This window comes from Grimontia marina (assembly GCF_900060185.1).
In the GTDB taxonomy this organism is placed as follows: domain Bacteria; phylum Pseudomonadota; class Gammaproteobacteria; order Enterobacterales; family Vibrionaceae; genus Enterovibrio; species Enterovibrio marinus.
Window position 1 is genome coordinate 25,729 of the sequence record NZ_FIZY01000009.1, and the last position, 23,847, is coordinate 49,575.

At 50.8% G+C, this 23,847-nt stretch carries 21 protein-coding genes; 8 read left to right on the plus strand and 13 right to left on the minus strand.

The window, feature by feature from the left end:
• The 3 genes from GMA8713_RS06465 to GMA8713_RS06475 all read right to left on the minus strand — a co-directional run bounded on the left by GMA8713_RS06465 (position 1) and on the right by GMA8713_RS06475 (position 2,039).
• Entirely contained in the window at positions 1 to 339 is a 339-nt protein-coding gene (locus GMA8713_RS06465) for a DUF3135 domain-containing protein (protein WP_062706999.1), read from the minus strand.
• Positions 340 to 638: 299 nt separating this feature from the next.
• Positions 639 to 1,382, minus strand: coding sequence for a ferredoxin--NADP reductase (locus GMA8713_RS06470; RefSeq protein ID WP_062707001.1), 744 nt, complete (start codon positions 1,380 to 1,382; stop codon positions 639 to 641).
• Positions 1,383 to 1,418: 36 nt separating this feature from the next.
• Complete coding sequence (locus GMA8713_RS06475) at positions 1,419 to 2,039, minus strand: helix-turn-helix transcriptional regulator (RefSeq protein ID WP_062707003.1); 621 nt, start codon at positions 2,037 to 2,039, stop codon at positions 1,419 to 1,421.
• Between the two features lie 302 nt (positions 2,040 to 2,341).
• Here GMA8713_RS06475 and GMA8713_RS06480 point away from each other — a divergent pair, with 302 nt between their 5' ends.
• The gene (locus GMA8713_RS06480) at positions 2,342 to 3,370 is read left to right on the plus strand and encodes an HlyD family secretion protein (protein ID WP_062707005.1); all 1,029 of its coding nucleotides are present in this window, start codon (positions 2,342 to 2,344) and stop codon (positions 3,368 to 3,370) included.
• Positions 3,354 to 4,898, plus strand: a complete 1,545-nt coding sequence (locus GMA8713_RS06485; protein ID WP_062707014.1) for a DHA2 family efflux MFS transporter permease subunit — start codon at positions 3,354 to 3,356, stop codon at positions 4,896 to 4,898. The genes GMA8713_RS06480 and GMA8713_RS06485 overlap by 17 nt, the downstream gene beginning before the upstream one ends.
• Positions 4,899 to 4,959: 61 nt before the next feature.
• Here the strand turns inward: GMA8713_RS06485 and glpX are convergent, their stop codons facing one another.
• Together glpX and glpK are read right to left on the minus strand one after the other, a co-directional pair.
• Positions 4,960 to 5,967: a class II fructose-bisphosphatase gene (gene glpX, locus GMA8713_RS06490; protein WP_062707015.1), complete on the minus strand. Its 1,008-nt coding sequence runs from the start codon at positions 5,965 to 5,967 to the stop codon at positions 4,960 to 4,962.
• Between the two features lie 159 nt (positions 5,968 to 6,126).
• Positions 6,127 to 7,632, minus strand: a complete 1,506-nt coding sequence (glpK, locus tag GMA8713_RS06495) for a glycerol kinase GlpK (RefSeq protein ID WP_062707018.1) — start codon at positions 7,630 to 7,632, stop codon at positions 6,127 to 6,129.
• Positions 7,633 to 8,191: 559 nt separating this feature from the next.
• On the opposite strand from glpK, the gene zapB reads away from it, so the two are divergent.
• Entirely contained in the window at positions 8,192 to 8,434 is a 243-nt protein-coding gene (zapB, locus tag GMA8713_RS06500) for a cell division protein ZapB (protein ID WP_062707020.1), read from the plus strand.
• A gap of 57 nt (positions 8,435 to 8,491) precedes the next feature.
• On the opposite strand, the gene rraA is transcribed toward zapB, so the two are convergent.
• From rraA to priA, 7 genes are all read right to left on the minus strand, one after another.
• A complete protein-coding gene (gene rraA / locus GMA8713_RS06505) occupies positions 8,492 to 8,977 on the minus strand; it encodes a ribonuclease E activity regulator RraA (protein WP_062707173.1) in 486 nt (161 codons plus the stop codon).
• Between the two features lie 154 nt (positions 8,978 to 9,131).
• Positions 9,132 to 10,037, minus strand: a complete 906-nt coding sequence (locus GMA8713_RS06510) for a 1,4-dihydroxy-2-naphthoate polyprenyltransferase (protein WP_062707022.1) — start codon at positions 10,035 to 10,037, stop codon at positions 9,132 to 9,134.
• A gap of 143 nt (positions 10,038 to 10,180) precedes the next feature.
• Positions 10,181 to 11,515: an ATP-dependent protease ATPase subunit HslU gene (hslU, locus tag GMA8713_RS06515; RefSeq protein WP_062707024.1), complete on the minus strand. Its 1,335-nt coding sequence runs from the start codon at positions 11,513 to 11,515 to the stop codon at positions 10,181 to 10,183.
• A gap of 15 nt (positions 11,516 to 11,530) precedes the next feature.
• Positions 11,531 to 12,055, minus strand: coding sequence for an ATP-dependent protease subunit HslV (gene hslV, locus GMA8713_RS06520; protein WP_002535260.1), 525 nt, complete (start codon positions 12,053 to 12,055; stop codon positions 11,531 to 11,533).
• A gap of 148 nt (positions 12,056 to 12,203) precedes the next feature.
• Positions 12,204 to 12,770 carry an SPOR domain-containing protein gene (locus GMA8713_RS06525; RefSeq protein ID WP_062707026.1) on the minus strand — a complete coding sequence of 189 codons (567 nt, stop codon included), beginning with the start codon at positions 12,768 to 12,770 and terminating at the stop codon, positions 12,204 to 12,206.
• A gap of 81 nt (positions 12,771 to 12,851) precedes the next feature.
• Positions 12,852 to 13,874: a DNA-binding transcriptional regulator CytR gene (cytR, locus tag GMA8713_RS06530; RefSeq protein ID WP_269747441.1), complete on the minus strand. Its 1,023-nt coding sequence runs from the start codon at positions 13,872 to 13,874 to the stop codon at positions 12,852 to 12,854.
• 166 nt (positions 13,875 to 14,040) lie between these two features.
• Positions 14,041 to 16,236 carry a primosomal protein N' gene (gene priA, locus GMA8713_RS06535; protein WP_062707028.1) on the minus strand — a complete coding sequence of 732 codons (2,196 nt, stop codon included), beginning with the start codon at positions 16,234 to 16,236 and terminating at the stop codon, positions 14,041 to 14,043.
• Between the two features lie 248 nt (positions 16,237 to 16,484).
• On the opposite strand from priA, the gene rpmE reads away from it, so the two are divergent.
• Both rpmE and GMA8713_RS06545 read left to right on the plus strand, forming a co-directional pair.
• Positions 16,485 to 16,697 (plus strand): 50S ribosomal protein L31, encoded by a 213-nt coding sequence (rpmE, locus tag GMA8713_RS06540; protein WP_002535255.1) that lies wholly within the window; start codon positions 16,485 to 16,487, stop codon positions 16,695 to 16,697.
• A gap of 458 nt (positions 16,698 to 17,155) precedes the next feature.
• Complete coding sequence (locus GMA8713_RS06545; RefSeq protein ID WP_062707030.1) at positions 17,156 to 18,412, plus strand: malic enzyme-like NAD(P)-binding protein; 1,257 nt, start codon at positions 17,156 to 17,158, stop codon at positions 18,410 to 18,412.
• Between the two features lie 76 nt (positions 18,413 to 18,488).
• Here GMA8713_RS06545 and metJ read toward each other — a convergent pair whose 3' ends face one another.
• Positions 18,489 to 18,806, minus strand: coding sequence for a met regulon transcriptional regulator MetJ (gene metJ / locus GMA8713_RS06550; RefSeq protein ID WP_062707032.1), 318 nt, complete (start codon positions 18,804 to 18,806; stop codon positions 18,489 to 18,491).
• A gap of 239 nt (positions 18,807 to 19,045) precedes the next feature.
• On the opposite strand from metJ, the gene GMA8713_RS06555 reads away from it, so the two are divergent.
• The 3 genes from GMA8713_RS06555 to metF all read left to right on the plus strand — a co-directional run bounded on the left by GMA8713_RS06555 (position 19,046) and on the right by metF (position 23,793).
• Entirely contained in the window at positions 19,046 to 20,212 is a 1,167-nt protein-coding gene (locus GMA8713_RS06555) for an O-succinylhomoserine (thiol)-lyase (protein ID WP_062707034.1), read from the plus strand.
• The gene (locus GMA8713_RS06560; protein ID WP_062707037.1) at positions 20,209 to 22,653 is read left to right on the plus strand and encodes a bifunctional aspartate kinase/homoserine dehydrogenase II; all 2,445 of its coding nucleotides are present in this window, start codon (positions 20,209 to 20,211) and stop codon (positions 22,651 to 22,653) included. The genes GMA8713_RS06555 and GMA8713_RS06560 overlap by 4 nt, the downstream gene beginning before the upstream one ends.
• A gap of 249 nt (positions 22,654 to 22,902) precedes the next feature.
• Positions 22,903 to 23,793, plus strand: a complete 891-nt coding sequence (metF, locus tag GMA8713_RS06565; RefSeq protein ID WP_062707039.1) for a methylenetetrahydrofolate reductase — start codon at positions 22,903 to 22,905, stop codon at positions 23,791 to 23,793.
• Positions 23,794 to 23,847 lie beyond the last annotated feature (54 nt).

Genomic DNA, 23,847 nt, shown 5'->3' on the forward strand with positions numbered 1-23,847 from the left:
TTAGCCTTCAATCGCAACGGTTCCTTCGTTACGTTTCGGGTGCAATGTAGTGACGGTTGCGCTTCGCTCAGTTAAAGCTTGTGGGTTATTGATGGCTGTTGAGAAGCGATCAAACTGACGCATCAACTCTTTCATCAACAACGCATTAACGTGGTTTGGGTTTTTGCCCGACGCGATTACGCGGTTGATATGACTCATCTGGGCGCGCAGTTTTGGCTGCATGCTTTCACTGGCGCTGTCAATGATTTCTTCGCTCATCTCGATCCTCAATACTTCCAGCGCTTGGGGATCGTTTTCTGCTAACGCTTTTAATTCGTCAAATGAAGGCAACGTTTTCATGGCATTACTCCTCTGGCTGCGCATGACTTACCTTTGACTATACGGTTAAAAAATGAGCGATCAATCACACTAGTGACTCATTAATGAGACGATGACTGTCAGTGGATAGGGTGTGTTTTGAGTCTGATACAGGTAATTAATTGATTGCGACCCAAAACACGGCATACGGTATTTTTAAGTCTCAATAATAAGAATTAATGTAAAAGAGGGTGATTTTTTCTTGGCGAGGGAAAAGTGGGCGGTTTTCCCTCTGAGTAAGTCTGAATGCGTCCAGTGTTCCAGTGTTCCAGTGTTCCAGTTTACCAATATTGCTCGGTGGTGATGTTTCCGGGTTTGCGGCGCAGGTTTTTCTCCAATCCTTTTTCAATTAGGATGGCACGCACGTCTTTTACCATCTGTGGGTTGCCACACAGCATCACTTGGCTTTTCTGCTGGGTCATATGGAGGCCGACCATGCGTTCCAGTAACCCGTCTTCTAGCGCATGTGTAATGCGTCCGGATAGTGCTCCAGCCTTTGGCTCGCGGCTGACAAAAGGCTGCACAATGATTTGATCGCTACGCTTTTGCTGCAATTCGTTGATTTCGGCCTGATAGCTAAGGTCAGCAGAGAAACGCACGGCATGCACCAGTACCACTTTGCGAAAACGCTGCCATACCTCGTCTTGTTTCAAGATAGACAGGAAGGGCCCTATAGCAGTACCTGTGGAAAGCATCCATAAATCATCGCCTTCAGGGATTTCTTCCAGCGTGAAAAAGCCGCTGGCTTGCTGAGTAATCAGCACGGAGTCACCGGTTTCCAGAGCGTGCAAACGGGGAGAGAGCAAGCCATCGGCTACTCGCGTGGCGTAAATCTCAAGGTATTTGCTGTTGGGAGGATTAACGAAGGAATAGGCGCGTTGAATGATTTTACCGTCGATTTCCAAACCGAGTTTAGTAAATTGTCCGGCAGTGAAGGCGTCGACATTGGCATCGAGGACAAGGCTGAAAAGATCTTTACTCCAGCGACGATTTTCAATAACTTCGGCTTTGATCCAAGTAGCCATGCAACCCCCTCATTTAAATTTAGTTTTCTATGCGCATTACTCTCGTGCTTGAACTTTGTATGTACAACGACGCTGTCCTTCAATGATGTGTTCTTCTCGGGAGACCTGATACTCGTCGCCCAGTACCGTCCGGAAGATATTCTTTTCTGATTTACAAAGTGCCGGGCAACGCTTGGCAGCCTGACAGATAGGACAGTGATTCTCGATTAACAGGAAACCATCATCGATTTCCTGGAGCTCGGCCATGTAACCTTCGCTCTCTCTAAGATACGCCAAGGTTTCAAGTTTAGCCTTTAAATTATGGCAATCTTTGAGCGCGTCGCGGTAATGCTGCAACGTTTTTTCTTCACGTTGCTGAATGACTTTTTTTAGTCCGGCTTCTCCAAATAAGGATTCCACTGAGTCGATCACTGAAATAGCAAGATCACCGTGACTGTCTGCAAAACGGCGATGGCCTTCTGCCGTCAGTGACCAGTGGCGCGTCGGACGGCCGACTTTGACACGAATGTCACTAAAATCCAACAGGCCTTCATCTTCCATTGCTTGAAGGTGTTGGCGAATTCCCATGGTGGTTAATCCCATTTCGTCTGCCAGCACTCGCGCACTCACTGCGCCTTCACGTTTTATCTTGTGCAGGATTTTATCGACTGTTTTCATCGCATATTCGTCACTGATTTGGATACATCATTATGCGTGGATGTAGGTAAATAAAGCAATGTCTTTACTTATTTAATGCTAATTCGGTGTCATAAGCGCTGAAACTTTGATATGACTGAGGGCTTGTTCTGACTCAATGTCGTCAAATTGAGAAGCACTGTCACATCCTTAAAAATCGTCCTCTAAAGTCAACTGATCACATAAGGTCATGGCGCGAAGGTGTACATCCCTGTCTAGACTCTCCCGAAGATTCCGAGAAGCAGTTTATCTGTTCTCAGCTTTTGGCGGTCGCAGGAGGTCGCATGACGGAGAAAAAAGCCTTCCCTATTAAAAACCTTGTCATCCTAGCTGGGATTGCCGCGATACTGGTGATTGCCGCCTATTTCTATATTCGTCATCAGGAGCAATATCCCAGCACTGATGACGCCTACATACACGGCAACATACTTTACATCGCACCGCAGATCAGCGGGCAGTTGACGGAAGTGAATGTGGTCGATTTTGACCATGTCGATCAGGGGCAGGTCATTGCCCGCATAAATCCTGCACCTTACCAGGCAAGAGTTGAGCAGGCGAAGGCAGCATACGAAAGCGCAGTTGCTGCCAACAAAGCGACCAGTGATGCGATTGTCGGTGCGAGTGCGCAGATACAGTCTGCATCCGCGCAACTGAATGATGTTGAAGAGAAGTACCGACGCAACATGGCACTGGTAGAGCGCGGTGTGCTGCCAAAGCAATCCGGTGACGATTTGAAAGCGGAACTGGCAGCGGCGAAAAACAACCTTGATGCCGCGAGGGCGAGAATGTCCCAGCTTATCAGTGAGCAGGGGGCATCTGGCACTGAAGCTCCGGCGGTACGGCAGGCAGCTGCGGCACTTTCAGAAGCCTCGCTTAACCTTTCTTACACCACCATTATTGCGCCCACTTCAGGTACTCTGGGTGATGTCAAAGTGCGCCCCGGTAGCGTCGTTGCACCTGGGCAGTCCTTAATGCCGATGATAGAAGACAATTCCTTCTGGGTTGAGGCTAACTACAAAGAAGATGCTTTGGGTTATATCCAACAGGAAATGACGGCGTCGATTGTATTGGATATGTATTCCGATGTGACATTTAAGGGCGTGGTACAGGCTATTTCACCAGCCAGTGGCACCTCTTTCTCTCTGTTGCCACCAGAAAATGCCACCGGGAACTGGGTGAAAGTGCCACAGCGTTTTCCCGTGCGGCTGACCATAACGCGCGATGCTGATGAGCCAGCGTTGCGGGTGGGCGCCAGTGCGACAGTAACCATTGATACCCTTGTGAAGACGAAAGCCAATGACAGCCAGCAGTGATACCGCTACCCAGCCGATGGAGGCGGGCAGTACCAGGTTGATGGTCACGCTGGCGGTGATGCTTTCCGCCATCATGGTGCTGCTGGACATGACTATCGCCAATGTGTCGCTGCCGCACATGATGGGCGCGCTGGGCGTAACCTCTGAGCAGGTCACCTGGGTGCTGACCTCTTACTCAATGGCAGAAGCCATCTGTATTCCGCTGGCGAGCTACCTCAGCCTGAAATTTGGTGTGCGTAAGCTACTGCTGGTATCGGTAGCGGGCTTTATCGTTACATCTGCTTTGTGTGGACAGGCGGACACCCTGACTGAAATGATCATCTTCCGCATTATGCAGGGCGCGTTTGGGGCGGCGGTGATCCCTCTTTCGCAATCTATCATGGTGCAGATTTACCCCAAGGAAGAGCGCGGCAAAGCGATGGCGCTGTTTTCCGTCGGGATTTTACTTGGCCCTATTCTTGGGCCCACCGTTGGCGGACTGATTACGGAGAACATGGATTGGCGATGGATTTTCTACGTTAATCTGCCTATCGGGGCGTTGTGTTTGTCACTGCTCTATTTCTTTGTACACCTCGATGGGCGCGGTAAAACCACTGTCGATTGGCCGTTAGTATTTGGTATGGCCATTGGCATTGGGTTTTTGCAGATGGTGCTAGAGCGTGGTAACGAGGATGGCTGGTTCAGTTCAAACACTATCTTGTTTTCGATGGTGATTGCGGTGTTGGCTTGGGCGTTTTTCCTAGTGCGCTCGTTCCACACTAAAGGCGAAATCGCGCCAATGTGGCTACTCAAAGACAGAAACCTATTGCTGTCATGCATTGTGATGACCGGCTTTTCGATGGGCATGTTCGGTATCACCCAACTGCAGCCGATGATGCTTGAGCAGTTGTTGAATTACCCGGTTGATACAACAGGCTTTGTGATGGCACCGCGGGGGCTGGCATCAGCAATTGTGCTGCTGTCTATCTCACGGATTATTGACCGTCTGGACCCGCGGATGCTGATTGTCATTGGACTGGTGTTGAATGGTATTGGTAGCTTTATGATGATGCGCTATTCGCTCGATATCGATATCTATTGGGTGTTGCTGCCGAGCATTATTCAGGGTGCCGGGATGGGTTTGGTGTTTGCGCCACTGAGCCAATTGGCATACGCGACGCTGGCGCCGAATCAGGCTGTTGGCGGGGCGGTGGTATTTAATCTTTGCCGCACATTGGGAGGCTCTTTTGGTATCTCGATCGTGAATACCTACTTCAGCCGGATCCAGCAAAAAGAGTGGAACGCACTGGGAGGCGGGATCGCGCCCGAAAATCCCGTGGTTCAGCAATTTGCGGCAGCGCAGGGACAGTCGGTCACGGATCCTGGTTTTATCGCGACGGTGACCAACATGCTTCACCAGCAATCAACGTTACTCGCTTTCGTTTACACTTTCGGCTTTATTATGGTGTCGTACTTTGTTCTGGTGCCTTTGCTGGCGCTGTTCAAGCGTGGTGAAAAAAGAGAAGGCGATATGCCCAGTGGTCACTGAGCTTTCTGGCCGATAATAAAAAGCACGCCGAAGCGCGCTTTTTATCTCATTCATACGGCGATTATAGGATATTTGCTTTTACCGCGTCGTCTTTACGATCCAGATAGTGGATAGACTTGATACGACGGATGGTGCGGCACTTACCGCGGATCAGTAGGGTCTCTGTGGTCGCGATGTTGCCTTTGCGGGTGATGCCTTCCAGTAGGTCACCTTTGGTGATGCCAGTGGCTGAGAAAATCACGTTGTCGCTGCTCGCCATGTCTTCCATCTTCAGGCAGACATTGGTTTCGATGCCCATCTCTTTGCAGCGCTCGATTTCCAGTTCACCCATGCGTCGGTTTTCATCGTTGTCTTCTTTTACTTCGTGACGAGGAAGAAGGCGGCCGTTCATGTCACCGCCCAGTGCGCGGATAACCGCGGCTGACACCACACCTTCCGGTGCGCCGCCAATGCCGTACATGACATCCACTTCACTGTCTGGCATACAGGTAAGAATAGACGCCGCAACGTCGCCATCAGGAATGGCGAAAACTTTAATGCCCATTTGTTGCATTTCGCGGATGGTGTCGTCGTGGCGCGGTTTCGCCAGCGTGGTCACGACCAGCTCGTCCAGTGATTTACCCAGTACCTTGGCAATGTTGATCAGATTGTCGCGAAGCGGCAGTTCAATGTTGATGACGCCTTTGGCTTCAGGGCCAACCACCAGTTTTTCCATGTACATGTCCGGGGCTTTCAGGAAGGTGCCTTTCTCGCCTGCTGCCAATACCGCTAATGCGTTGGACTGGCCCATGGCCGTCATACGGGTGCCTTCTATTGGATCAACGGCGATATCTACGGCATCGCCGCCCAGCCCCACTTTCTCACCAATGTAAAGCATTGGCGCCTCATCGATTTCGCCTTCACCGATAACGATTTCACCTTTAATCTCGGTCTTGTTCAGCAGAACGCGCATGACCTCGACAGCGGCGCCGTCAGCTGCGTTTTTATCACCGCGGCCCAGCCACTTATAACCTGCCAGTGCTGCGCCTTCTGTGACGCGTGAAAAAGCCATCGCTAAATCGCGTTTCATTCTAACTCCAGAGAATTTTATACAGGGAAGTAGGGCGTTGCCGATGCCAAAAACGACAACGAAAAACTCGGCGCGGATTCTATCATAAGGAAAAAGTAAACGTTTGCGTTTTTGAGAGTAAAAAGCGCCTTCCCAGCGGAAAGGCGCGAAAACAAAAGGTTATGGCTGTTCCCAGCCTTTGGAGCATTCCACGGCACGTTGCCAGCCGCGGTGGCGGCGTTCGCGCTTACCGTCATCCGCGCAAGGTGTGAAGACGCGGTCAATCTGGGCTTTGTCTTGAAGTTCATCAATCGAACCCCAGAAACCGACTGCCAGGCCGGCAAGATACGCCGATCCCAGAGCGGTGACTTCCGTGACTTTCGGGCGCTGCACTTCAGTGTTCAACACGTCAGACTGAAACTGCATCAGGAAGTTATTTGCTACCGCGCCACCATCGACTTTCAGAAAATCGAGTTTGATGCCGGAGTCTGCTTCCATTGCGGTCAGTACATCGAGAGACTGGTAGGCAACACTTTCCAGAGTCGCGCGGATGATGTGGTTGGAATTCACACCCCGTGTAAGGCCAACGATGGCACCGCGCGCGTATGGGTCCCAATGTGGTGCACCCAAACCGGTAAAGGCAGGTACCACATAAACTCCGTTGCTGGTGTCGACCTTGGTGGCGAAGTATTCAGAATCGCTGGCATCGGTAATGAGCTTCATTTCATCACGTAGCCATTGGATGGAAGCGCCGCCCATAAACACGGCACCCTCAAGCGCATAAGCCACTTCGCCTTTCGACCCACAGGCTAATGTCGTCAGCAAACCATTGTGAGAGGTGACTTTCTCTTTGCCCGTGTTCATTAGAAGGAAACAACCTGTGCCATAGGTATTCTTAGCCTGACCGGCTTCTACACACATCTGGCCGAACAGCGCGGCTTGTTGATCACCGGCGATCCCTGCGATCGGTACGCGAGTGCCGCCTTTACCACCAAGGTTAGCCTGACCGTAGACCTCAGAGGAGGATTTGACTTCCGGCATCATGGAAAGTGGTATGTCGAGCGCCTTTAGAAGGGCCTCATCCCATTCGAGTGAGTTGATATTAAACAGCATGGTGCGGCTGGCATTTGTGTAGTCAGTGACGTGGACACGCCCCTGAGTCATCTTCCAAATCAGCCAGGTATCGACAGTGCCAAACATCAGGTCGCCGTTTTTCGCGAGCTCGTGCGCGCCATCAACATGGTCGAGAATCCACTTAATTTTGGTGCCGGAGAAATACGGGTCGACAACCAAGCCAGTGTTGTCACGAATGTACTCTTCATAACCGTCGGCTTTAAGCTGCTCACAAATCGGTGCGGTGCGGCGGCATTGCCAGACAATGGCATTATAAATCGGCTTTCCGGTGTGACGATTCCAGACAATGGTGGTTTCACGCTGGTTGGTAATACCAATGGCGGCGATTTCATCGGAGCGTATTCCCACTTTGCCCATGGCTTCGACCAGTGTTGAGGTCTGGGTGGCGAAGATTTCCAACGGGTCATGCTCAACCCAGCCGGACTCAGGGTAGATTTGGGTGAATTCGCGTTGGGCGACCGTCACGATATTGGCATCGTGGTCAAGGATAACGGCTCTGGAGCTGGTGGTTCCCTGATCGAGGGCGACAATATATTTCGGTTCGGTGCTCATGAAATCTCCTCGCTGTTTTCTTAAAGCATAGTGTTTATCGTCCGGGACCATTAGCGGAACCGGGCATCATTACTTTATCTTCGAAACAGTTTTCGGAAAGTGGCTGACGAATAAAATGTGCGTTCGCTCATTATTTGTCCGTTTAGTGAGCGTTTTCGCGCATTGAATGCTTAGAAATGAGAAAGAAGAGTGTGAGATTCCCAAAAAAGAAAAAAGGCTGACACCAAGTGTCAGCCCGGCCGAGTTCGGCAAGTCTTGGAGTAATCCAAGAGAGATACGATCGCCATTACACTACCACGACAGGAGTGAATAAAAATTGCGTGTTGTCGCATTTTTAGTCATTTATGTGAGTAAGTAAGCATAATCATGGGGAATCAAAGGGTTAGAAAGTTGCGCAAATGGTGATTTTTTGTCCGCTTGTGACCGAAATAGGAAATCCGAAGGTGCGGCTGATGTCATGCGCAGTTAGAATAGCTTTTTGGGACGCACAAGGCGTTGAAGCCAGATATGGCAAGTCTTGGCGAGAGAATTGATAAGTTGGAACACATAGGTGGCCTTGATGTCATTGGAAATTTTAGAGCAGCTTGAAGCCAAGGTTCAGATGGCAGTAGACACAATTTCTCTGCTGCAGATGGAAATCGAAGAACTGAAAGAGAAGAACGAATCACTGAGCAGTGAATCAAACACAATCCGTGAAAGTCGTGAAGCGCTGGAGCAGGAAAATGCTCGCCTGAAGGCTGATCAAGAAGCATGGCAACAACGTATTCGCAGCCTGTTGGGCAAAATCGAAGAAGTCGAATAAGCCAAAACAAAAACAGAGCCTGAAGGCTCTGTTTTTCTATCTGCGAGAAGTGTAGGCTCACTCGATATCAATCGCTTCCTGGGACAGGATAACGCCAGTGCTATCGGCATAGAGGTGGTCTTCCGGCAGGAAAGTCACACCGCCAAAGTTTACCGGCACATCAACTTCTCCAATGCTTTGGCTGTCTGCTCCCACTGGAATTGATGCAAGTGCCTGAATACCAATATCAAGCTCGTCAATGGTGTCGACGTCGCGCACACAACCGTAAACCACAATGCCTTCCCAGTTGTTTTCCGCTGCCATCGCAGCAATGTCTGCATCAATCAATGCACGGCGCAGAGAGCCGCCACCATCAACCAGCATCACACGGCCTTCGCCGTCTTGCTCAGCCACTTCTCGAATCAGTCCATTGTCTTCAAAGCACTTGATGGTTGTTACCTGACCACCAAAGGAGCTGCGGCCACCGTATGAGCTCATCATCGGCTCAAGAACATCAACCTGATCCAGGTACATGTCACACAGTTCGGAGGTATTGTATTCCATAGTCAGACTTCTCTTAGGCAATTGGGGCTGAATCGTTGTGGCGCCAAGGTTGGGCTTCGCGTCACCCTCAGCAAAAAGTATACGACAAGCTAAGGCTTTGCAATGACTCACGGCACAATTCATCAGGCCGCCAGTCATCATGTTAAATACTGTATCAACTAATTAAGATGCCAGCCGCAAACAAGGCATTGGTCAGCAACGCCACTTTCACAATGTCACCCATCATCGGACGCAGGGCTTCGCCATCAGGTGATTGCCGCACTGCCAGGCTATGTTTAGCGGCCATTGGCAGCGCCAATAGGAACAGCCAGCCTGACCAACCCACAGGTTGAAGCAGCGAAAAGAGGGCAAAGCATATAAATGCAGTGGCGAGCAGCACTTGATGATAAGCTCGGCCCCATTTGGGGCCCATTCGGACTACCAAGGTGTGTTTGCCGCAGACGCGGTCATTATCTATATCGCGCAGGTTGTTGATGTTCAGTACGCCCACCGATAACAAACCACAGGCTGTGGCTGGAAGTAACACGATAGAATTCAGTGTGCCAGCTTGCAGGTAATAGGTACCAGCCACGCCGAGCCAGCCAAAGAAAATCAGTACCGACAGGTCGCCCAATCCTTTGTAGCCATAAGGCTTGTTCCCCACGGTGTAGCAAATGGCCGCGACAATCGCGAGCGCGCCAAGGCCGATAAAACTGAGAATGTCGGCAGTTTTGTCGAATGCCGTCAGCACCAGTGCCGCGCCTACGACGATAGTCAGGACCACGTTGAGAATCATGGCCTTTTTCATTGTGGCTGGCGTAACAAGGCCTTGCTGAATCGCACGTTTAGGGCCAAGACGGTCATCATTATCTGTGCCTTTGATGGCATCACCGTAATCGTTGGCAAGGTTCGACAGGATCTGCAGAAGCAGCGCGGTCACCAGTGCCAACACCGTGAGGGTGATGGAAAACTGCGAGGTCTGCACTGCTAAAGCACTGCCACACAGAATGCAGGCTATCGCCAGTGGCAGGGTTTTCGGACGGGCGGCGTCGAGCCAGGTTTTGAAAGTAGATGCGGACATATCGCCTTGGCATTGAATGATTTAAAGCAGGTCACATTATTGGTGTTTTTGTAGCAGGGGGCAATGCTAATCCCGGATGTGGTGTCTCCAGATACGAGAAAGGGCAGCGATATGCTGCCCTTTGAGTAATTTTACCTGAACAATTACAGGATGAAGCGGCTCAGATCTTCGTCGTCGACCAGCTCTTCAAGGTGACTGCGCACGTATTCTGAGTTGATTTCGAAAGACTCACCGCCACGCTCGCTTGCGTCAAAGGAGATTTCATCTACCAGACGCTCCATCACGGTGTGCAGACGACGGGCACCGATGTTCTCGGTTTTCTCGTTCACACGCCATGCCGCATTGGCGATCTCTTCAATGCCATCTTCAGTGAAGGTCAGGTTCACTTCTTCTGTGCCCATCAGCGCAGAGTATTGCGCCGTCAGGGACGCATTAGGCTCAGTCAGAATGCGTTTGAAGTCAGACGCAGTCAGTGCTTCCAGCTCAACGCGGATTGGCAGACGGCCCTGAAGCTCTGGGATCAGATCAGATGGAGACGCTACCTGGAATGCGCCGGATGCGATGAACAGGATGTGGTCTGTTTTCACCATGCCGTGCTTGGTTGAGACAGTGCTGCCTTCAACCAGTGGCAGCAGGTCACGCTGAACACCTTCACGGGAAACGTCTGGGCCTGAGCTTTCGCCGCGCTTACAAATTTTGTCGATTTCGTCGATGAACACGATGCCGTTGTTTTCCACTGACGCGATGGCCTGATCTTTCAGCTCTTCCTGATTGACCAGCTTCGCCGCTTCCTCTTCGGTTGCCGCTTTTAGCGCATCTTTCAGTTTCATCTTACGCTTTTTCGCAGTCGTGCCACCGCCCAGATTCTGGAACATGCTTTGCAGCTGGTTGGTCATTTCTTCCATACCAGGAGGCGCCATGATTTCCATGCTCATCTGCGGAGCTGCCAGATCGATTTCGATTTCCTTGTCGTCCAGTTGGCCTTCACGGATTTTCTTACGGAAGCTTTGACGGGTCGCTGAATCTGCTTTTGGCTCTTCATTCTGACCCCAAGCGTCACGTGGCGGTGGAAGTAGTACATCGAGAATACGCTCTTCTGCCAGCTCTTCAGCACGGTATTTTACTTTTTCCATCGCTTGCTGGTGGGTCATTTTGATCGCTACATCCGTCAGATCACGGATGATGGTTTCCACTTCTTTACCCACGTAGCCTACTTCGGTGAACTTAGTGGCTTCGACTTTGATGAACGGCGCATTGGCCAGCTTCGCCAGACGACGGGCAATTTCGGTTTTACCGACACCGGTAGGGCCAATCATCAGAATGTTTTTCGGAGTCACTTCTACACGCAGATCTTCATTGAGCTGCATACGACGCCAGCGGTTACGCAGTGCGATAGCAACGGCGCGCTTGGCTTTGTCCTGACCGATAATGTGTCGGTCAAGCTCGGATACGATTTCACGAGGGGTCATTTCAGACATGCTTTGGATCCTGTCTTAATAATCGAGTTCTTCAACGGTGTGGTGCTGGTTGGTGAACACACAAATGTCACCCGCGATGGTCAGTGATTTTTCAGCGATTTCACGCGCATCCAGCTCGGTATTTTCCAGCAGTGCGGTTGCCGCTGCTTGGGCAAAGTTACCACCCGAACCGATCGCAATCAGATCGTGCTCCGGCTGAACCACATCACCATTACCTGTGATAATCAAAGACGCCGTTTCGTCCGCTACCGCCAGCAGCGCTTCAAGGCGACGCAACGCACGGTCAGTCCGCCAGTCTTTGGCCAGTTCCACCGCCGCTTTGGTTAGATGACCCTGATGCATCTCCAGTTTGCGCTCGAAGCGTTCAAAAAGGGTGAATGCATCAGCAGTACCACCGGCAAAACCTGCCAGTACCTTGTTGTTATATAAACGGCGAACTTTGCGGGCATTGCCTTTCATGACCGTATTACCCAGTGACACCTGGCCATCACCGGCGATCACTACTTTGCCGTTGCGGCGAACAGAAACGATAGTTGTCACGGAAGAACCTCTACTTTTCTCTCTGGTTATTACCAGTATGGGTTGTTACAGCAAAGGTGGGGACGGAGATAAATAAATTCAAGGGCAAAGCCGTCGAGAATACGGGGTTGCCCTTCAAGTGTTCAGAATCAGTTCAAGTGGCTGGAAATCAGTTCCAATACCAGATAGCACAAGGCTCAATACCTGCTCGTCGCAGCAGGTTGCGGTCCCGTTCAGCTTCCCGCTTCATCGGATAAGGTCCGAGCACGACACGGTACCAAAGGCCTTTCTCGCCCTGGCTGGTTTTGATGTGGCTTTCCAAACCCTGAAAGGCAATCAGCGCTTTACGTTCGTCAGCCTGACTGGCACTGCGATAAGCGCCACACTGCATCAGATAGGGGCGGGTGGAAAGCTCAGGCTCGTTGGCCTCGACTTTCACTTCTTTGTTTTCCAGCTCTTCAATGTAGCTCCACTTCTCCTCAGGTTTTGGCGGGATCACTTTCTCGTCTTTCTTCTGAGGTTTAACGGCTGGCTTCACCGGTTTGGTTTCAACAACAGGTTCTGCGGGTGGTTCACTGGTGGAAAGGTAATAGAGACCATAGCCAAAGCCTGCCACCAAGATCAGAGCGAGAAAAGCCCATTTGAAAGGGAAAGCAGGTTTAGGAGGCTGCTTCTTGGTGTTTCGGGTTGGTTTACGTGGTGCTTTGCCACGTTTGACATAATCTCTGGTTGCCACTGATTTTCGTGTCTTTTCTGCTCAATAAAGGCTATATGGTACTGGCTCGCGAACTCGCGCGCCAGTACCAGTCTGACCAGATTAGCGTGATGGTGGTGCCACACTCTCGCGGATAACGAGCTGAGCATCAAGAAGGCGTGAACCTGCTTGCACATCATTGCCTTTGAGGATTTTCAGCAGCATCAACATCGCCTGACGGCCGATATCGTAGCGAGGCTGGGAAACCGTGGTCAGGGCGGGGTCACAGTACTCCGCAAACTGGATGTCATCAAAACCGACAATCGAAATGTCATGCGGGACTCGGAAGCCCAGTCGCTTCGCCTGTTGCATGGCACCAATCGCCATCACATCTGAATGACAGAAAACTGCAGTCGGTGGCGTTGGCAGCGAAAGCAGGGTGGTCATCGCTCGTGCGCCTGCAGCAAAGGTGAAATCACCGGTCACTGTGTATGCAGGATTGATGGTCACGCCACCACGGCGCAGCGCCTGTTGATAGCCCTGCACGCGGAACTGGGTGAGCGCAGCATCAGGATCGCCGGTGATCTGCGCGATCTGCTTGTGGCCTACCTGAGTCAGGTAGTTCACGGCTTCAAACGCTGCCGTCAGGTTGTCGATGTGAACGGTAGGCAGTTCCAGTTCCGGCGCGTATTCACAGGCCATGACTAAAGGTGGCAGGTTTTTCTGCTCCGGTTTGCTGACGTCAAAAGGAAGATCAGTACCTAAAAGTAGCATGCCGTCAGCTTGCTTGGTGAAGACCAGATTAACGAACGAACTTTCACGGCTTTCCTGTTGGCCACTGTCACCCAGCAGCACGAGATAACCGTGCTCCATTGCCGCCTCTTCGATGCCGCGAATGATCTCTGTGAAGTAGGGATCACAGATATCAGGCACGATAGCCACGATGGTTTTTGATTCATTGCGACGTAAGTTTCTTGCCAGCGAGTTGGGGCTGTAGCCCGCTTCCATTACTGCTTGCTCAACTTTTTTTCGGGTAGACGCAGAGACTTTTTCCGGGTTCATCAGCGCGCGAGAAACCGTCGCCGTAGAGACGCCGGCCAGATGGGCAACATCCTTCATTGTCGCCATAGTGTAATTCCTCTTTATCGTTATGATTGGCGATGCTTCCCAGATGACCGGGACCTTCAGCAACGGGACAATTTTTGTCCACACGTCCTATCTTAATCCGATGGAGATGTATTAAACATGGTCATGTTAACAGTAATTGCAAGAATACCGTGATCTCGGTCGGTTTAAGTGAATGAAATTGCGTTCAGCTCATATCTTGCGGCTCGATATCGAGTGACCAGCGGACTTTTTTAGAAAGCGGTAACTGTCGAATAGCCGGCAGTGCCATGGTTAATCTTTGCTGTAAAATCTTACGGTTAGGCGCCTGGAAAACTAACTGCCAGCGAAAACGTCCCGCCCGGCGGTGCAATGGCGCTGGCGCGGGGCCCATGACTGCACATTCATCTTCTGGGATTGGTGATGCATCAAGTGCGGTCCTCGCCTGATGCAGAAACTGCTCCACTTCCCCACTGTGGTGAGATTCGGCACGGAGTAGGGCGAAGTAGCTGTAAGGTGGCAGATGTGCCATTTTGCGCTCATTCAGCGCTTCAGCGGCAAAGCTGTCGTAGCCTCTGTGAATGAGCGACTGCAAGAGTGCATGTTCGGGGTGGTGGGTTTGTAGCAAAACATAGCCGGGCTTACTGGCACGTCCGGCGCGGCCAGCCACCTGAACAAACAGCTGTGCCAAACGTTCCGGTGCACGGAAATCGTTGCTGAACAGCGCGCTATCTACATCTACTAAGGCTACCAAAGTGACATCGGGGAAGTGATGGCCTTTCGCCAGCATCTGGGTACCAATCAGTATTTGGTATTCTTTGTTGTGAATAGCAGTGAGGTAGGCTTCAAGCGAGCCTTTACGACGTGTGTTGTCACGGTCGATTCGGATGGTTTTGAATTCTGGAAACAGGGTTTCCAACTGGGTTTCCAGCTGCTCGGTGCCCACGCCGACACTGATCAGTTGTGTGGAGCCACAGCTTCCACATTGGTGCGGAATAGGGCGTTGCGATCCGCAATGGTGGCAGCGCAGTTCATTGCTGCTCTGATGCAGGGTGTAATAGGCGTCACAGCGTTTACATTCGGCCAACCAGCCACATTCATGGCACATCAGCGCCGGGGCATAGCCGCGGCGGTTTAAAAACAACATCACCTGATTACCTTGGGAGAGGTGTTTTCGCATCTCGGCAATCAAAGGAGCGGATAGCCCAGCTTCTAAATACAAACCTCGGATATCCAACACGCCGTTTTGGGTTTTCAGCGCATTTCCAGCACGGACAGATAAGATCAGGTGATGGTACTTGCCAGTTTTGGCATTGTGCAGGCTTTCAAGGCAAGGTGTGGCGGAGCCGAGCACAACAGGCACATTCTCTTCATGCCCGCGCATAACCGCCAGATCGCGGGCGTGATAACGGAAAGAGTCCTGCTGTTTATAAGAGGCATCATGTTCTTCATCGACAACAATAATGCCGAGTGACTTACACGGCGAAAAAAGAGCGGATCGGGTACCAATAATAATGGCGGCTTCATTATCACGGGCAGCCAGCCAGGCGTTGAGGCGCTCGGTGTCATTAAGCCCGGAATGCATCACTACAACGGGTACATTGAAGCGGCGTTTGAAACGGTTGATGGTTTGCGGTGTTAAGCCAATTTCGGGTACCAGAATGAGCGCTTGCTGGCCGCGTTTTAGCACAGGCTCCAAGAGGTTCAGGTAGACTTCCGTTTTCCCCGAACCGGTGACGCCCTCTATTAAATAGCAAGCAAATTCCGGATTGGCATTGATAGTTGCAACCGCCATGGCCTGCTCGCTGTTAAGCCTTGGTTTGTCTTCCACTACCTCATAACGCTGTTGCCAGGGCTTGACGCTCTGCTCTTTCACCGCTTCAATCCAGCCTTTTTCTTCCACTGCTTTGAGAATGGTGGCGCTTAAGTCTTCTTCGAGCAGATCGCTATGTGTCATCGCACCCTGGCGTAATAAGGTTAAAGCGCGTGCCTGTTTCGGCGCCCGGGTGAGGGCTGACAAAGGCTGTTCTTTCCCGGCTTCTGTCAGTTGCCAGCACTTTTCACGGTCTTTGACCGCAGGCTTGCCTTTTCGCAGTGCACCCGGCATGACAGTCGCCAGTGCATCACCCAATGGATATTGGTAATAGCGACTTGCCCAGTTCAATACCTTATATAAAGAGGGTGTCCATAGCGGGGTGCTATCCAAAACCACATTGATGGGTTTGATTTGCTCGAGCGGAAATTCTGAGGTGTTGGTCAATGCGACGACAATGCCCACTTTATATTGCTTACCAAACGGGACACGCACGCGACCACCCACTACCGGCATTTCATTAGCAATGCGATAGTCGAAGGTTTTATGAAGCGGAACGGGCAGCGCCACCTGAGCAATCGTCGGGGTCATTGTACGATAAGGTCTTAGAATTCAAATAAGGTTGGCGACAGTGTACCCATGCTGCTGGCGGGCGAAAAGTACAGGGTGAATATTCTTTGGCACTGTCCATTGAAAGTACATGGAAATGAATTGAACAAAAAAGTTGCGATCGCAGGTCACCTTGATTAAAATCCGCGCCTTACAAACAGTTTGTTAACGACGTGTGGTGCCCGATAGGCTCGGGAGAGCGACACGGCCTTAGATAAGAGGTAATCCCTATGAAAGCTGGTATCCATCCAGAATACGCTGCAGTAACTGCAAAATGTTCATGTGGCAACACTTTTGAATTCAAAACGACTCTGGGTAAAGACATCAACCTGGACGTATGTGACAAGTGTCACCCATTCTACACTGGTACTCAGCGTGTAGTTGACACCGGTGGCCGTGTTGACCGCTTTAAGAAACGTTTTGGCGTTCTTAGCAGCAAGTAATTGCGAATTGAATAAAAAAGGGTGCGTAAGCACCCTTTTTTTGTTGCCTGATACAGCTTGTAAGACCTTTTACACCCTTCAGTATAGGTAGACTATTACAGTTTATCCAAGCGAGTTTTGCCAACTTGGTTCAATCCTTACTGGCTCTGGCTTTCGCGCTGCGTTAACATTTTAAATTCCTTTATCTTCCACCCAATGACCTGAAAGTGTCATAAGAAATAACGACACTTGTCTTTTATTTGAGTCCGCTAAACTCAATAGAGGGATAATTCATTGCCTGTGTGGAGATACAGGCAATGAGCGGGGATATGCAACCTGGATGAACATTGGAATGCGCATATTCCCTCACTTGCTGATTGTAATGCCCAGCTTGCGGGAAGGCAGTCAGCAAGATAATGGGGCAGGCAGAGGGCCCTTTATTATATTTAGCCAATAACAATTATAGTCAGGAACAATACATGTCTGAAGACAAACGCCAACAGGCGCTGGATTATCATGAGTTTCCAGTGCCGGGCAAAATCTCCGTAGAACTCTCCAAACCCGCTGATACGGTAGAAGATCTGGCGCTGGCATACAGCCCGGGTGTTGCCGAACCGGTCCGAGAAATCGCACAAGATGCCGACAATGTTTATAAATACACTGCAAAAGGCAACATGGTTGCAGTGATCTCAAACGGCACCGCGATCCTCGGTCTGGGCAACCTTGGCCCGCTGGCATCCAAGCCGGTGATGGAAGGTAAAGCACTGCTGTTCAAACGCTTCGCTGGACTCGACTCCATCGACATTGAAGTGAAACACCGCACTATCGAAGAGTTCGTCGATACGGTCGCGAACATTTCCGACACTTTCGGTGGTATCAACTTGGAAGACATCAAAGCACCAGACTGCTTTGAGATTGAAAAGCAGCTCATCGAGCGCTGTCATGTACCGGTATTTCACGATGACCAACACGGTACCGCGATTGTGACTGCAGCAGGTATGTTGAACGCGCTTGAGCTTCAGGGCAAAGACATCAAAGAGTCAGTCATCATCTGTCTGGGTGCAGGCGCTGCTGCGGTTGCGTGTATGGAGCTGCTCATCAAATGTGGTGCACAGCGTGAGAAAATCTACATGCTGGATCGCAAAGGCGTGATTCATACCCGTCGTGATGACATCAATGAGTACAAGCAGCTATTCGCTAACAACACCGACAAGCGTACGCTGGAAGACGTGATTGAAGGCGCGGACATTTTCCTCGGCGTATCCGGACCGGATCTGTTGCCAGCGGAAGCGCTGAAACTGATGGCGGATAAGCCAATCGTGTTTGCGTGTTCAAACCCGGATCCGGAAATCAAACCGGAGCTGGCACACGAAGTGCGAGATGACCTCATCATGGGTACCGGTCGTTCCGATTACCCCAACCAGGTAAACAATGTCCTTTGTTTCCCATTCATTTTCCGTGGTGCACTGGATGTTCGCGCCAGCCGCATCAACGACGAAATGAAACTGGCAGCGGTAGAGGCAATTCGTGCGCTGGCGAAAGAGCCGGTACCCGAGGGTGTATTAAAAGCGGCACGCGTTGATAAGCTACAATTCGGTAAGGAATACATCATTCCAAAACCGATGGATCCACGTTTGCTGCCACGCGTAGCTAAAGCTGTTGCACAAGCAGCAGTGGATTCAGGTGTTGCGCGTATTGAAATGCCAGAAAATTACATGGCAGATAAAGAAGCTTAATTGCCGCTTTATCTGAATGAAAAAACCAGCCGATCGGCTGGTTTTTTGTTTGAATATTTTCGCAATACTAACGAAATCAATACTCTTCTTCGTTAAACTCTATACCAAGCTCTTTCATAATGCGCTTAACTTCGGCAGGCACACTATCGCTTTTGTCCTTGCGAATATCGTCGTCTGTTGGCAGTGGTTGACCGGTGTAGGCATGAAGAAATGCTTCGCACAGCAATTCACTGTTTGTGGCATGGCGTAGATTGTTAATCTGGCGACGGGTACGCTCGTCGGTCAGGATTTTAAGCACTTTCAGCGGGATAGAAACGGTGATTTTCTTGACCTGCTCTTTCTTTTTACCGTGCTCGGCGTAAGGGTTAATATATTCGCCATTCCAGTCTGCCATTGTTCACCTTCTGTAGCAGTTTAGGGTCTAAAATCGCTGCCAACGCGGGAAACAAGGTACCCAAGTTGGATGAACCCCAAATTCTAGCGATATTAACTGCTACATGTAAAGACATGTAGACGTCTAGAAGTGTTGACGTCTCTAGCTTGAAAAGGTTAAGGTTGACCAAATACCAATCAGGTCAACGACAGACCTAAGATTGAGCTGAATACGATCATTTTTTCACAGGGAAGCACGCCATGAGCGACAAGAAGTCCGCAACCATCGCCGTCCGCACCGGTATCACTACAGATTCACAGCACCACGCCGTTGTGCCTCCACTGTATCTTTCTACCAATTACGAATTCCCTGAGTTTGGGGAAGTGCCCACTTATGATTACGCCCGTGGTGGTAATCCAACCCGTTCTTTACTGGAAAAAGCGCTCGCCGATCTGGAAAACGGTGCTGGCGCGGTAGTGACCAACTGTGGCATGGCAGCAATTAACCTTCTGCTTTCACTGGTTACTCCTGAAGACCTGATAATCGCGCCGCACGATTGCTATGGGGGAACTTACCGCTTGTTCGATTCCCGAGCGAAAAGGGGCGCGTTCAAGGTGGAATTTGTTGACCAGACTGACGCGGTTGCGCTGGAAGAGGCATTGGCGAAGAACCCCAAACTGGTGTGGTTGGAAACGCCGTCCAACCCACTGCTGCGCGTGGTTGATATCGCTGCGATCTGTGAAAAAGCCAAAGCAGTTGGTGCATGGGTAGGGGTCGATAACACCTTCCTGTCTCCCGCTTTGCAGCAGCCACTAAACCTGGGTGCGGATTTCGTGGTGCACTCGACCACCAAATTTATCAATGGTCACTCTGACACCGTAGGTGGCGTAGTGGTGGCAAAAGAAGTTGAGCTTTATGAAGAGCTGAAGTGGTGGGGTAACTGCATTGGGGCAACCGGGAACGCGTTCGATAGCTACATGACATTGCGCGGTCTTCGTACTCTGAGCGCAAGAATGCGTCAACATGAAGAAAACAGTGCAGAAGTGTTGGAATGCCTCAAGCAAGAGCCGCTGGTGAGTACTATCTACCATCCAGCGTTGCCAGCCCATCCGGGCCACGAGATTGCGAAGAAACAACAATCAGGTTTTGGCGGAATGTTGAGCTTTGAGCTTAAAGGCGGTGAAAGTGAGCTGAAACTTTTCCTTTCCTCCCTTAAGCTGTTCACTTTGGCCGAATCATTGGGTGGTGTGGAAAGTCTAGTGACGCATCCTGGCTCAATGACACACCGTGCCATGTCGGACGAAGCGCAGGCGGAAGCAGGTTTGGCGGCCACCTTGCTTCGCCTGTCTATCGGCTTGGAAGACAAATCTGATTTGGTCGCTGACCTCAAACAAGCATTCGATAAAGTCAGAGAGAGCCAGCAATGAGCGCGGTTGAAGTCGTATCCCCTCAGCAGTCGCAGTCCCGTCAGTTACATAAGTTTGGCGGTAGTAGCCTTGCTGATCCTGATTGTTTCCGTCGTGTTACGCGTATTCTGGCGCAATACAGTGGTGAGACAGACATTATCGTGGTGTCAGCCGCCGGTAAAACTACCAACCGTCTGATTGAATGGCTGGATTTGCTCAGCAAAGATGGTAGGCTGGCCCATGAAACGCTGCAAACTTTACGTAAATACCAGCAGGATCTGATTGAAAACCTGATTGAAGGTGAGCAAAAGCAATTGCTGGTGGATGCACTGTATGAAGACTTCAGTGTGTTGGCGCAGACTGCAGAAAACCTGCTGACTGATGCACAACGCGCTTGGGTTCAGGGCTTTGGCGAAGTCTGGTCAGCGAGGCTATTGTCAGCACTTTTAACCCAACTTAAGCTGCCGGCCGTGAAGCTCGATTCCCGCTCATTCCTGCGGGCAGAACGCGACGCACAGCCAGAAGTGGATCGTGCGAGCTCTTGGCCACTTTTGAAAGAACAACTGATTCAACATACCAAACGCCGGATTGTGATCACTGGCTTTATGGCGCGTAACACCAAAGGTGAAACTGTGCTGCTTGGGCGCAATGGCTCGGACTATTCCGCAACCATTATCGGTGCGCTGGCGGATGTCAGCCGCGTGACCATTTGGAGTGATGTGGCTGGTGTGTACAGCGCAGACCCGCGTATCGTCGGTGATGCCTGTCTGCTGCCGCTACTGCGTTTGGATGAAGCCGCCGAACTGGCTCGTCTTGCTGCGCCCGTGCTGCATACCCGTACGCTGCAGCCAGTGGCGCAAAGCTGTATTGACCTGAATCTGCGTTGCAGCTATGACCCAGAGTCAGGTTCAACCCGTATTGAACGTGTTTTGGCATCTGGTCGTGGTGCGAAAATCATTACTTCGTTGAGAGATGTCTGTCTACTTGAGCTGGACGTGCTCCGTTCGCATGACTTTGAAACTGCGCGCCGTGAAATCGAACGCCTGCTGACCCGAAACCAAATCCAGCCATTGGCATCATCATTCAGTGCTGACCAGCATCGTATCCAGCTCACCTATACAGGCGAAGTGGTCAACAGTGTATTAGAACAACTGCAAAACGCTTGTATTCCTGCAGACATCCGCCTACGTGAAGGCTACAGCATGGTCGCAGCGGTGGGCGCAGGTGTCACAGCGAACCCTGTGCATTGCCACGGCTTCTATCAACAGCTTCGCAACCAACCGATCGAGTTTATCTGTGAGTCTGGAAGTGGTCTCAGCATCGCGGCGATTTTGCGTAAAGCGAACACATCGGCGTTGGTGTCAGACATTCACCGTGCTTTGTTCCAGGCTCAACGCCGCATTGGTCTGGTACTGTTAGGCAAAGGGAATATCGGTAGCCGCTGGCTGAACCTGTTTGCGGAACAAAAAGTGGCACTCGAAAAACGCCATGGCATGAGTTTTGAGCTGATTTCTGTGCAGGACAGTGATAATCAGTGGGTCGATTTCGACGGCATTGACGCTAATACAGTGATGACCCGTTTTGATGAAGTTGCCAAACCCTATGAGGGGAGTGGCTGGCTGACAGCACTGCTCAACCATCCTTACGATGACATCGTGGTGTTGGACGTGACAGCGAGTGCACCGCTGTCTCTGCAATACACGGATCTGGCCGAACACGGCTATCATCTTATATCTGCTAACAAAGTGGCAGGCTCCGCGAGTGGTGAGTTATATCACCAGGTTCAGGACGCATTTGCGAAAACTGGCCGCTTTTGGTTGTATAACGCGACGGTAGGTGCTGGCCTGCCAGTAAACCACACTGTGCGAGACCTTCGTGAAAGCGGCGACCAAATTATAGCGCTATCGGGTATTTTCTCTGGAACGCTGTCCTGGCTCTTCCAACAGTTCAATGGTGAAATTAAGTTCAGCGAGTTGTTGGAGCAGGCGTGGCAGCAAGGTCTGACTGAGCCAGATCCTAGGGAAGATTTGAGTGGTGCGGATGTGATGCGCAAGCTTGTGATCTTGGCACGTGAATCTGGCCTCGATGTTGAGCCAGAGCAGGTTGAGGTACAGTCTCTGGTACCTGAATCACTTTCTGCGTTGTCGTTGGATGCATTTTTAGATAACAGCTCTCAGCTTGATGAGGCGCTCGAAGATTGGCTTGAGCAGGCGAAAAAAGAGCAGGGCGTCCTTCGTTATGTGGCAAGGCTTTCCCGTGATGGCAAAGCGCGTGTCGGTATCGAAGTGCTGCCTGAAGAGCATCCACTTGCCAACCTGCTTCCTTGTGACAATATCTTTGCTATTGAGAGCCAATGGTACCGTGAAAACCCATTGGTTATCCGTGGTCCAGGTGCGGGTCGTGATGTGACCGCAGGAGCTTTGCTCTCTGACTTGAACCGCATCGCATCATTGTTGAAATAGTCGGAAAGTGAAGGGAAAAAGCGGAGCTGGGTCTCCGCTTTTTTGTACCCTATGTATTCGGGCAAAGTGTGCACGCCAATTTTTGACTGCTGTGCTTGAGAGACTTACATGATCAACATGAATAAAATTCAAGTTAAGTAAGTTGACTTTAAATTGTTCGCAATTCAATATCTAGACATATAGACGTCTAAATGGATGTCAGCTTTAAAGGATTTTTTCGGTAGAATGTTGCCGAGGTAGGGAGACGTTATGGGATACTCACACGCCAGCCATTTGGATGCACTTAATCAAAACCTTTCTGATTTGAACGGCGATATTAACGTTTCGTTTGAGTTCTTCCCACCAAGCTCTGAAGCCATGGAACAAACCCTTTGGGCTTCGGTGCAACGCCTGAAAACCCTTAAACCTAAATTTGTCTCGGTCACTTACGGTGCAAATTCTGGTGAGCGGGACCGCACCCACGGTATTGTTAAAAGCATTAAGCAGGAAACGGGCATTGAAGCTGCGCCCCATCTGACGTGCATCGATGCGAGCCGTGATGAGTTGCGTGAAATCGCGCGCGACTACTGGAACAGTGGTATTCGCCATATTGTTGCTCTGCGTGGCGACCTTCCAGAGAAAAGCCAGAAGCCCGATATGTATGCGGCGGATCTGGTTGAGCTTTTGAAAGGCGAAGCGGATTTTGATATCTCTGTTGCTGCTTACCCAGAAGTTCACCCTGAAGCGAAAAGTGCCCAAGCAGATCTGATCAACCTTAAGCGCAAAGTGGATGCAGGTGCAAACCGAGCTATCACCCAGTTTTTCTTTGATGTGGAAAGCTACCTGCGCTTCCGCGACCGCTGTGCTGCAGCTGGCATTGATGTTGAAATCATCCCAGGTATCCTGCCCGTGTCTAACTTCAAGCAGGCGTCAAAGTTTGCCAACATGACAAATGTGCGGATTCCAGCATGGATGCACAAGCAATATGAAGGTCTGGAAGATGATGCAGTGACCCGTCAGATGGTAGGTGCGAGCAACGCTATCGACATGGTACGTGTGTTAAGTCGTGAGGGTGTGAAGGACTTCCACTTCTATACGTTGAACCGTGCAGAGCTGACTTATGCACTTTGCCATACGCTGGGTGTTCGCCCTACCGTATAAACTAAGGTTCAATGAGTCAGAAACAAAAAACCGTCGCAATGCGACGGTTTTTGC

What these genes read in the sequence shown, in the direction of transcription:
- metJ (WP_062707032.1), bottom strand. Translation starts at nt 18,806, where the DNA reads ATGGCAGACTGGAATGGCGAATATATTAACCCTTACGCCGAGCACGGT.
- rraA (WP_062707173.1), bottom strand. Translation starts at nt 8,977, where the DNA reads ATGGAATACAATACCTCCGAACTGTGTGACATGTACCTGGATCAGGTT.
- GMA8713_RS06470 (WP_062707001.1), bottom strand. Translation starts at nt 1,382, where the DNA reads ATGGCTACTTGGATCAAAGCCGAAGTTATTGAAAATCGTCGCTGGAGT.
- zapB (WP_062707020.1), top strand. Translation starts at nt 8,192, where the DNA reads ATGTCATTGGAAATTTTAGAGCAGCTTGAAGCCAAGGTTCAGATGGCA.
- GMA8713_RS06555 (WP_062707034.1), top strand. Translation starts at nt 19,046, where the DNA reads ATGAGCGACAAGAAGTCCGCAACCATCGCCGTCCGCACCGGTATCACT.
- glpX (WP_062707015.1), bottom strand. Translation starts at nt 5,967, where the DNA reads ATGAAACGCGATTTAGCGATGGCTTTTTCACGCGTCACAGAAGGCGCA.
- hslU (WP_062707024.1), bottom strand. Translation starts at nt 11,515, where the DNA reads ATGTCTGAAATGACCCCTCGTGAAATCGTATCCGAGCTTGACCGACAC.
- metF (WP_062707039.1), top strand. Translation starts at nt 22,903, where the DNA reads ATGGGATACTCACACGCCAGCCATTTGGATGCACTTAATCAAAACCTT.
- GMA8713_RS06475 (WP_062707003.1), bottom strand. Translation starts at nt 2,039, where the DNA reads ATGAAAACAGTCGATAAAATCCTGCACAAGATAAAACGTGAAGGCGCA.
- GMA8713_RS06510 (WP_062707022.1), bottom strand. Translation starts at nt 10,037, where the DNA reads ATGTCCGCATCTACTTTCAAAACCTGGCTCGACGCCGCCCGTCCGAAA.
- GMA8713_RS06485 (WP_062707014.1), top strand. Translation starts at nt 3,354, where the DNA reads ATGACAGCCAGCAGTGATACCGCTACCCAGCCGATGGAGGCGGGCAGT.
- GMA8713_RS06545 (WP_062707030.1), top strand. Translation starts at nt 17,156, where the DNA reads ATGTCTGAAGACAAACGCCAACAGGCGCTGGATTATCATGAGTTTCCA.
- glpK (WP_062707018.1), bottom strand. Translation starts at nt 7,632, where the DNA reads ATGAGCACCGAACCGAAATATATTGTCGCCCTCGATCAGGGAACCACC.
- GMA8713_RS06465 (WP_062706999.1), bottom strand. Translation starts at nt 339, where the DNA reads ATGAAAACGTTGCCTTCATTTGACGAATTAAAAGCGTTAGCAGAAAAC.
- rpmE (WP_002535255.1), top strand. Translation starts at nt 16,485, where the DNA reads ATGAAAGCTGGTATCCATCCAGAATACGCTGCAGTAACTGCAAAATGT.
- priA (WP_062707028.1), bottom strand. Translation starts at nt 16,236, where the DNA reads ATGACCCCGACGATTGCTCAGGTGGCGCTGCCCGTTCCGCTTCATAAA.
- GMA8713_RS06560 (WP_062707037.1), top strand. Translation starts at nt 20,209, where the DNA reads ATGAGCGCGGTTGAAGTCGTATCCCCTCAGCAGTCGCAGTCCCGTCAG.
- GMA8713_RS06480 (WP_062707005.1), top strand. Translation starts at nt 2,342, where the DNA reads ATGACGGAGAAAAAAGCCTTCCCTATTAAAAACCTTGTCATCCTAGCT.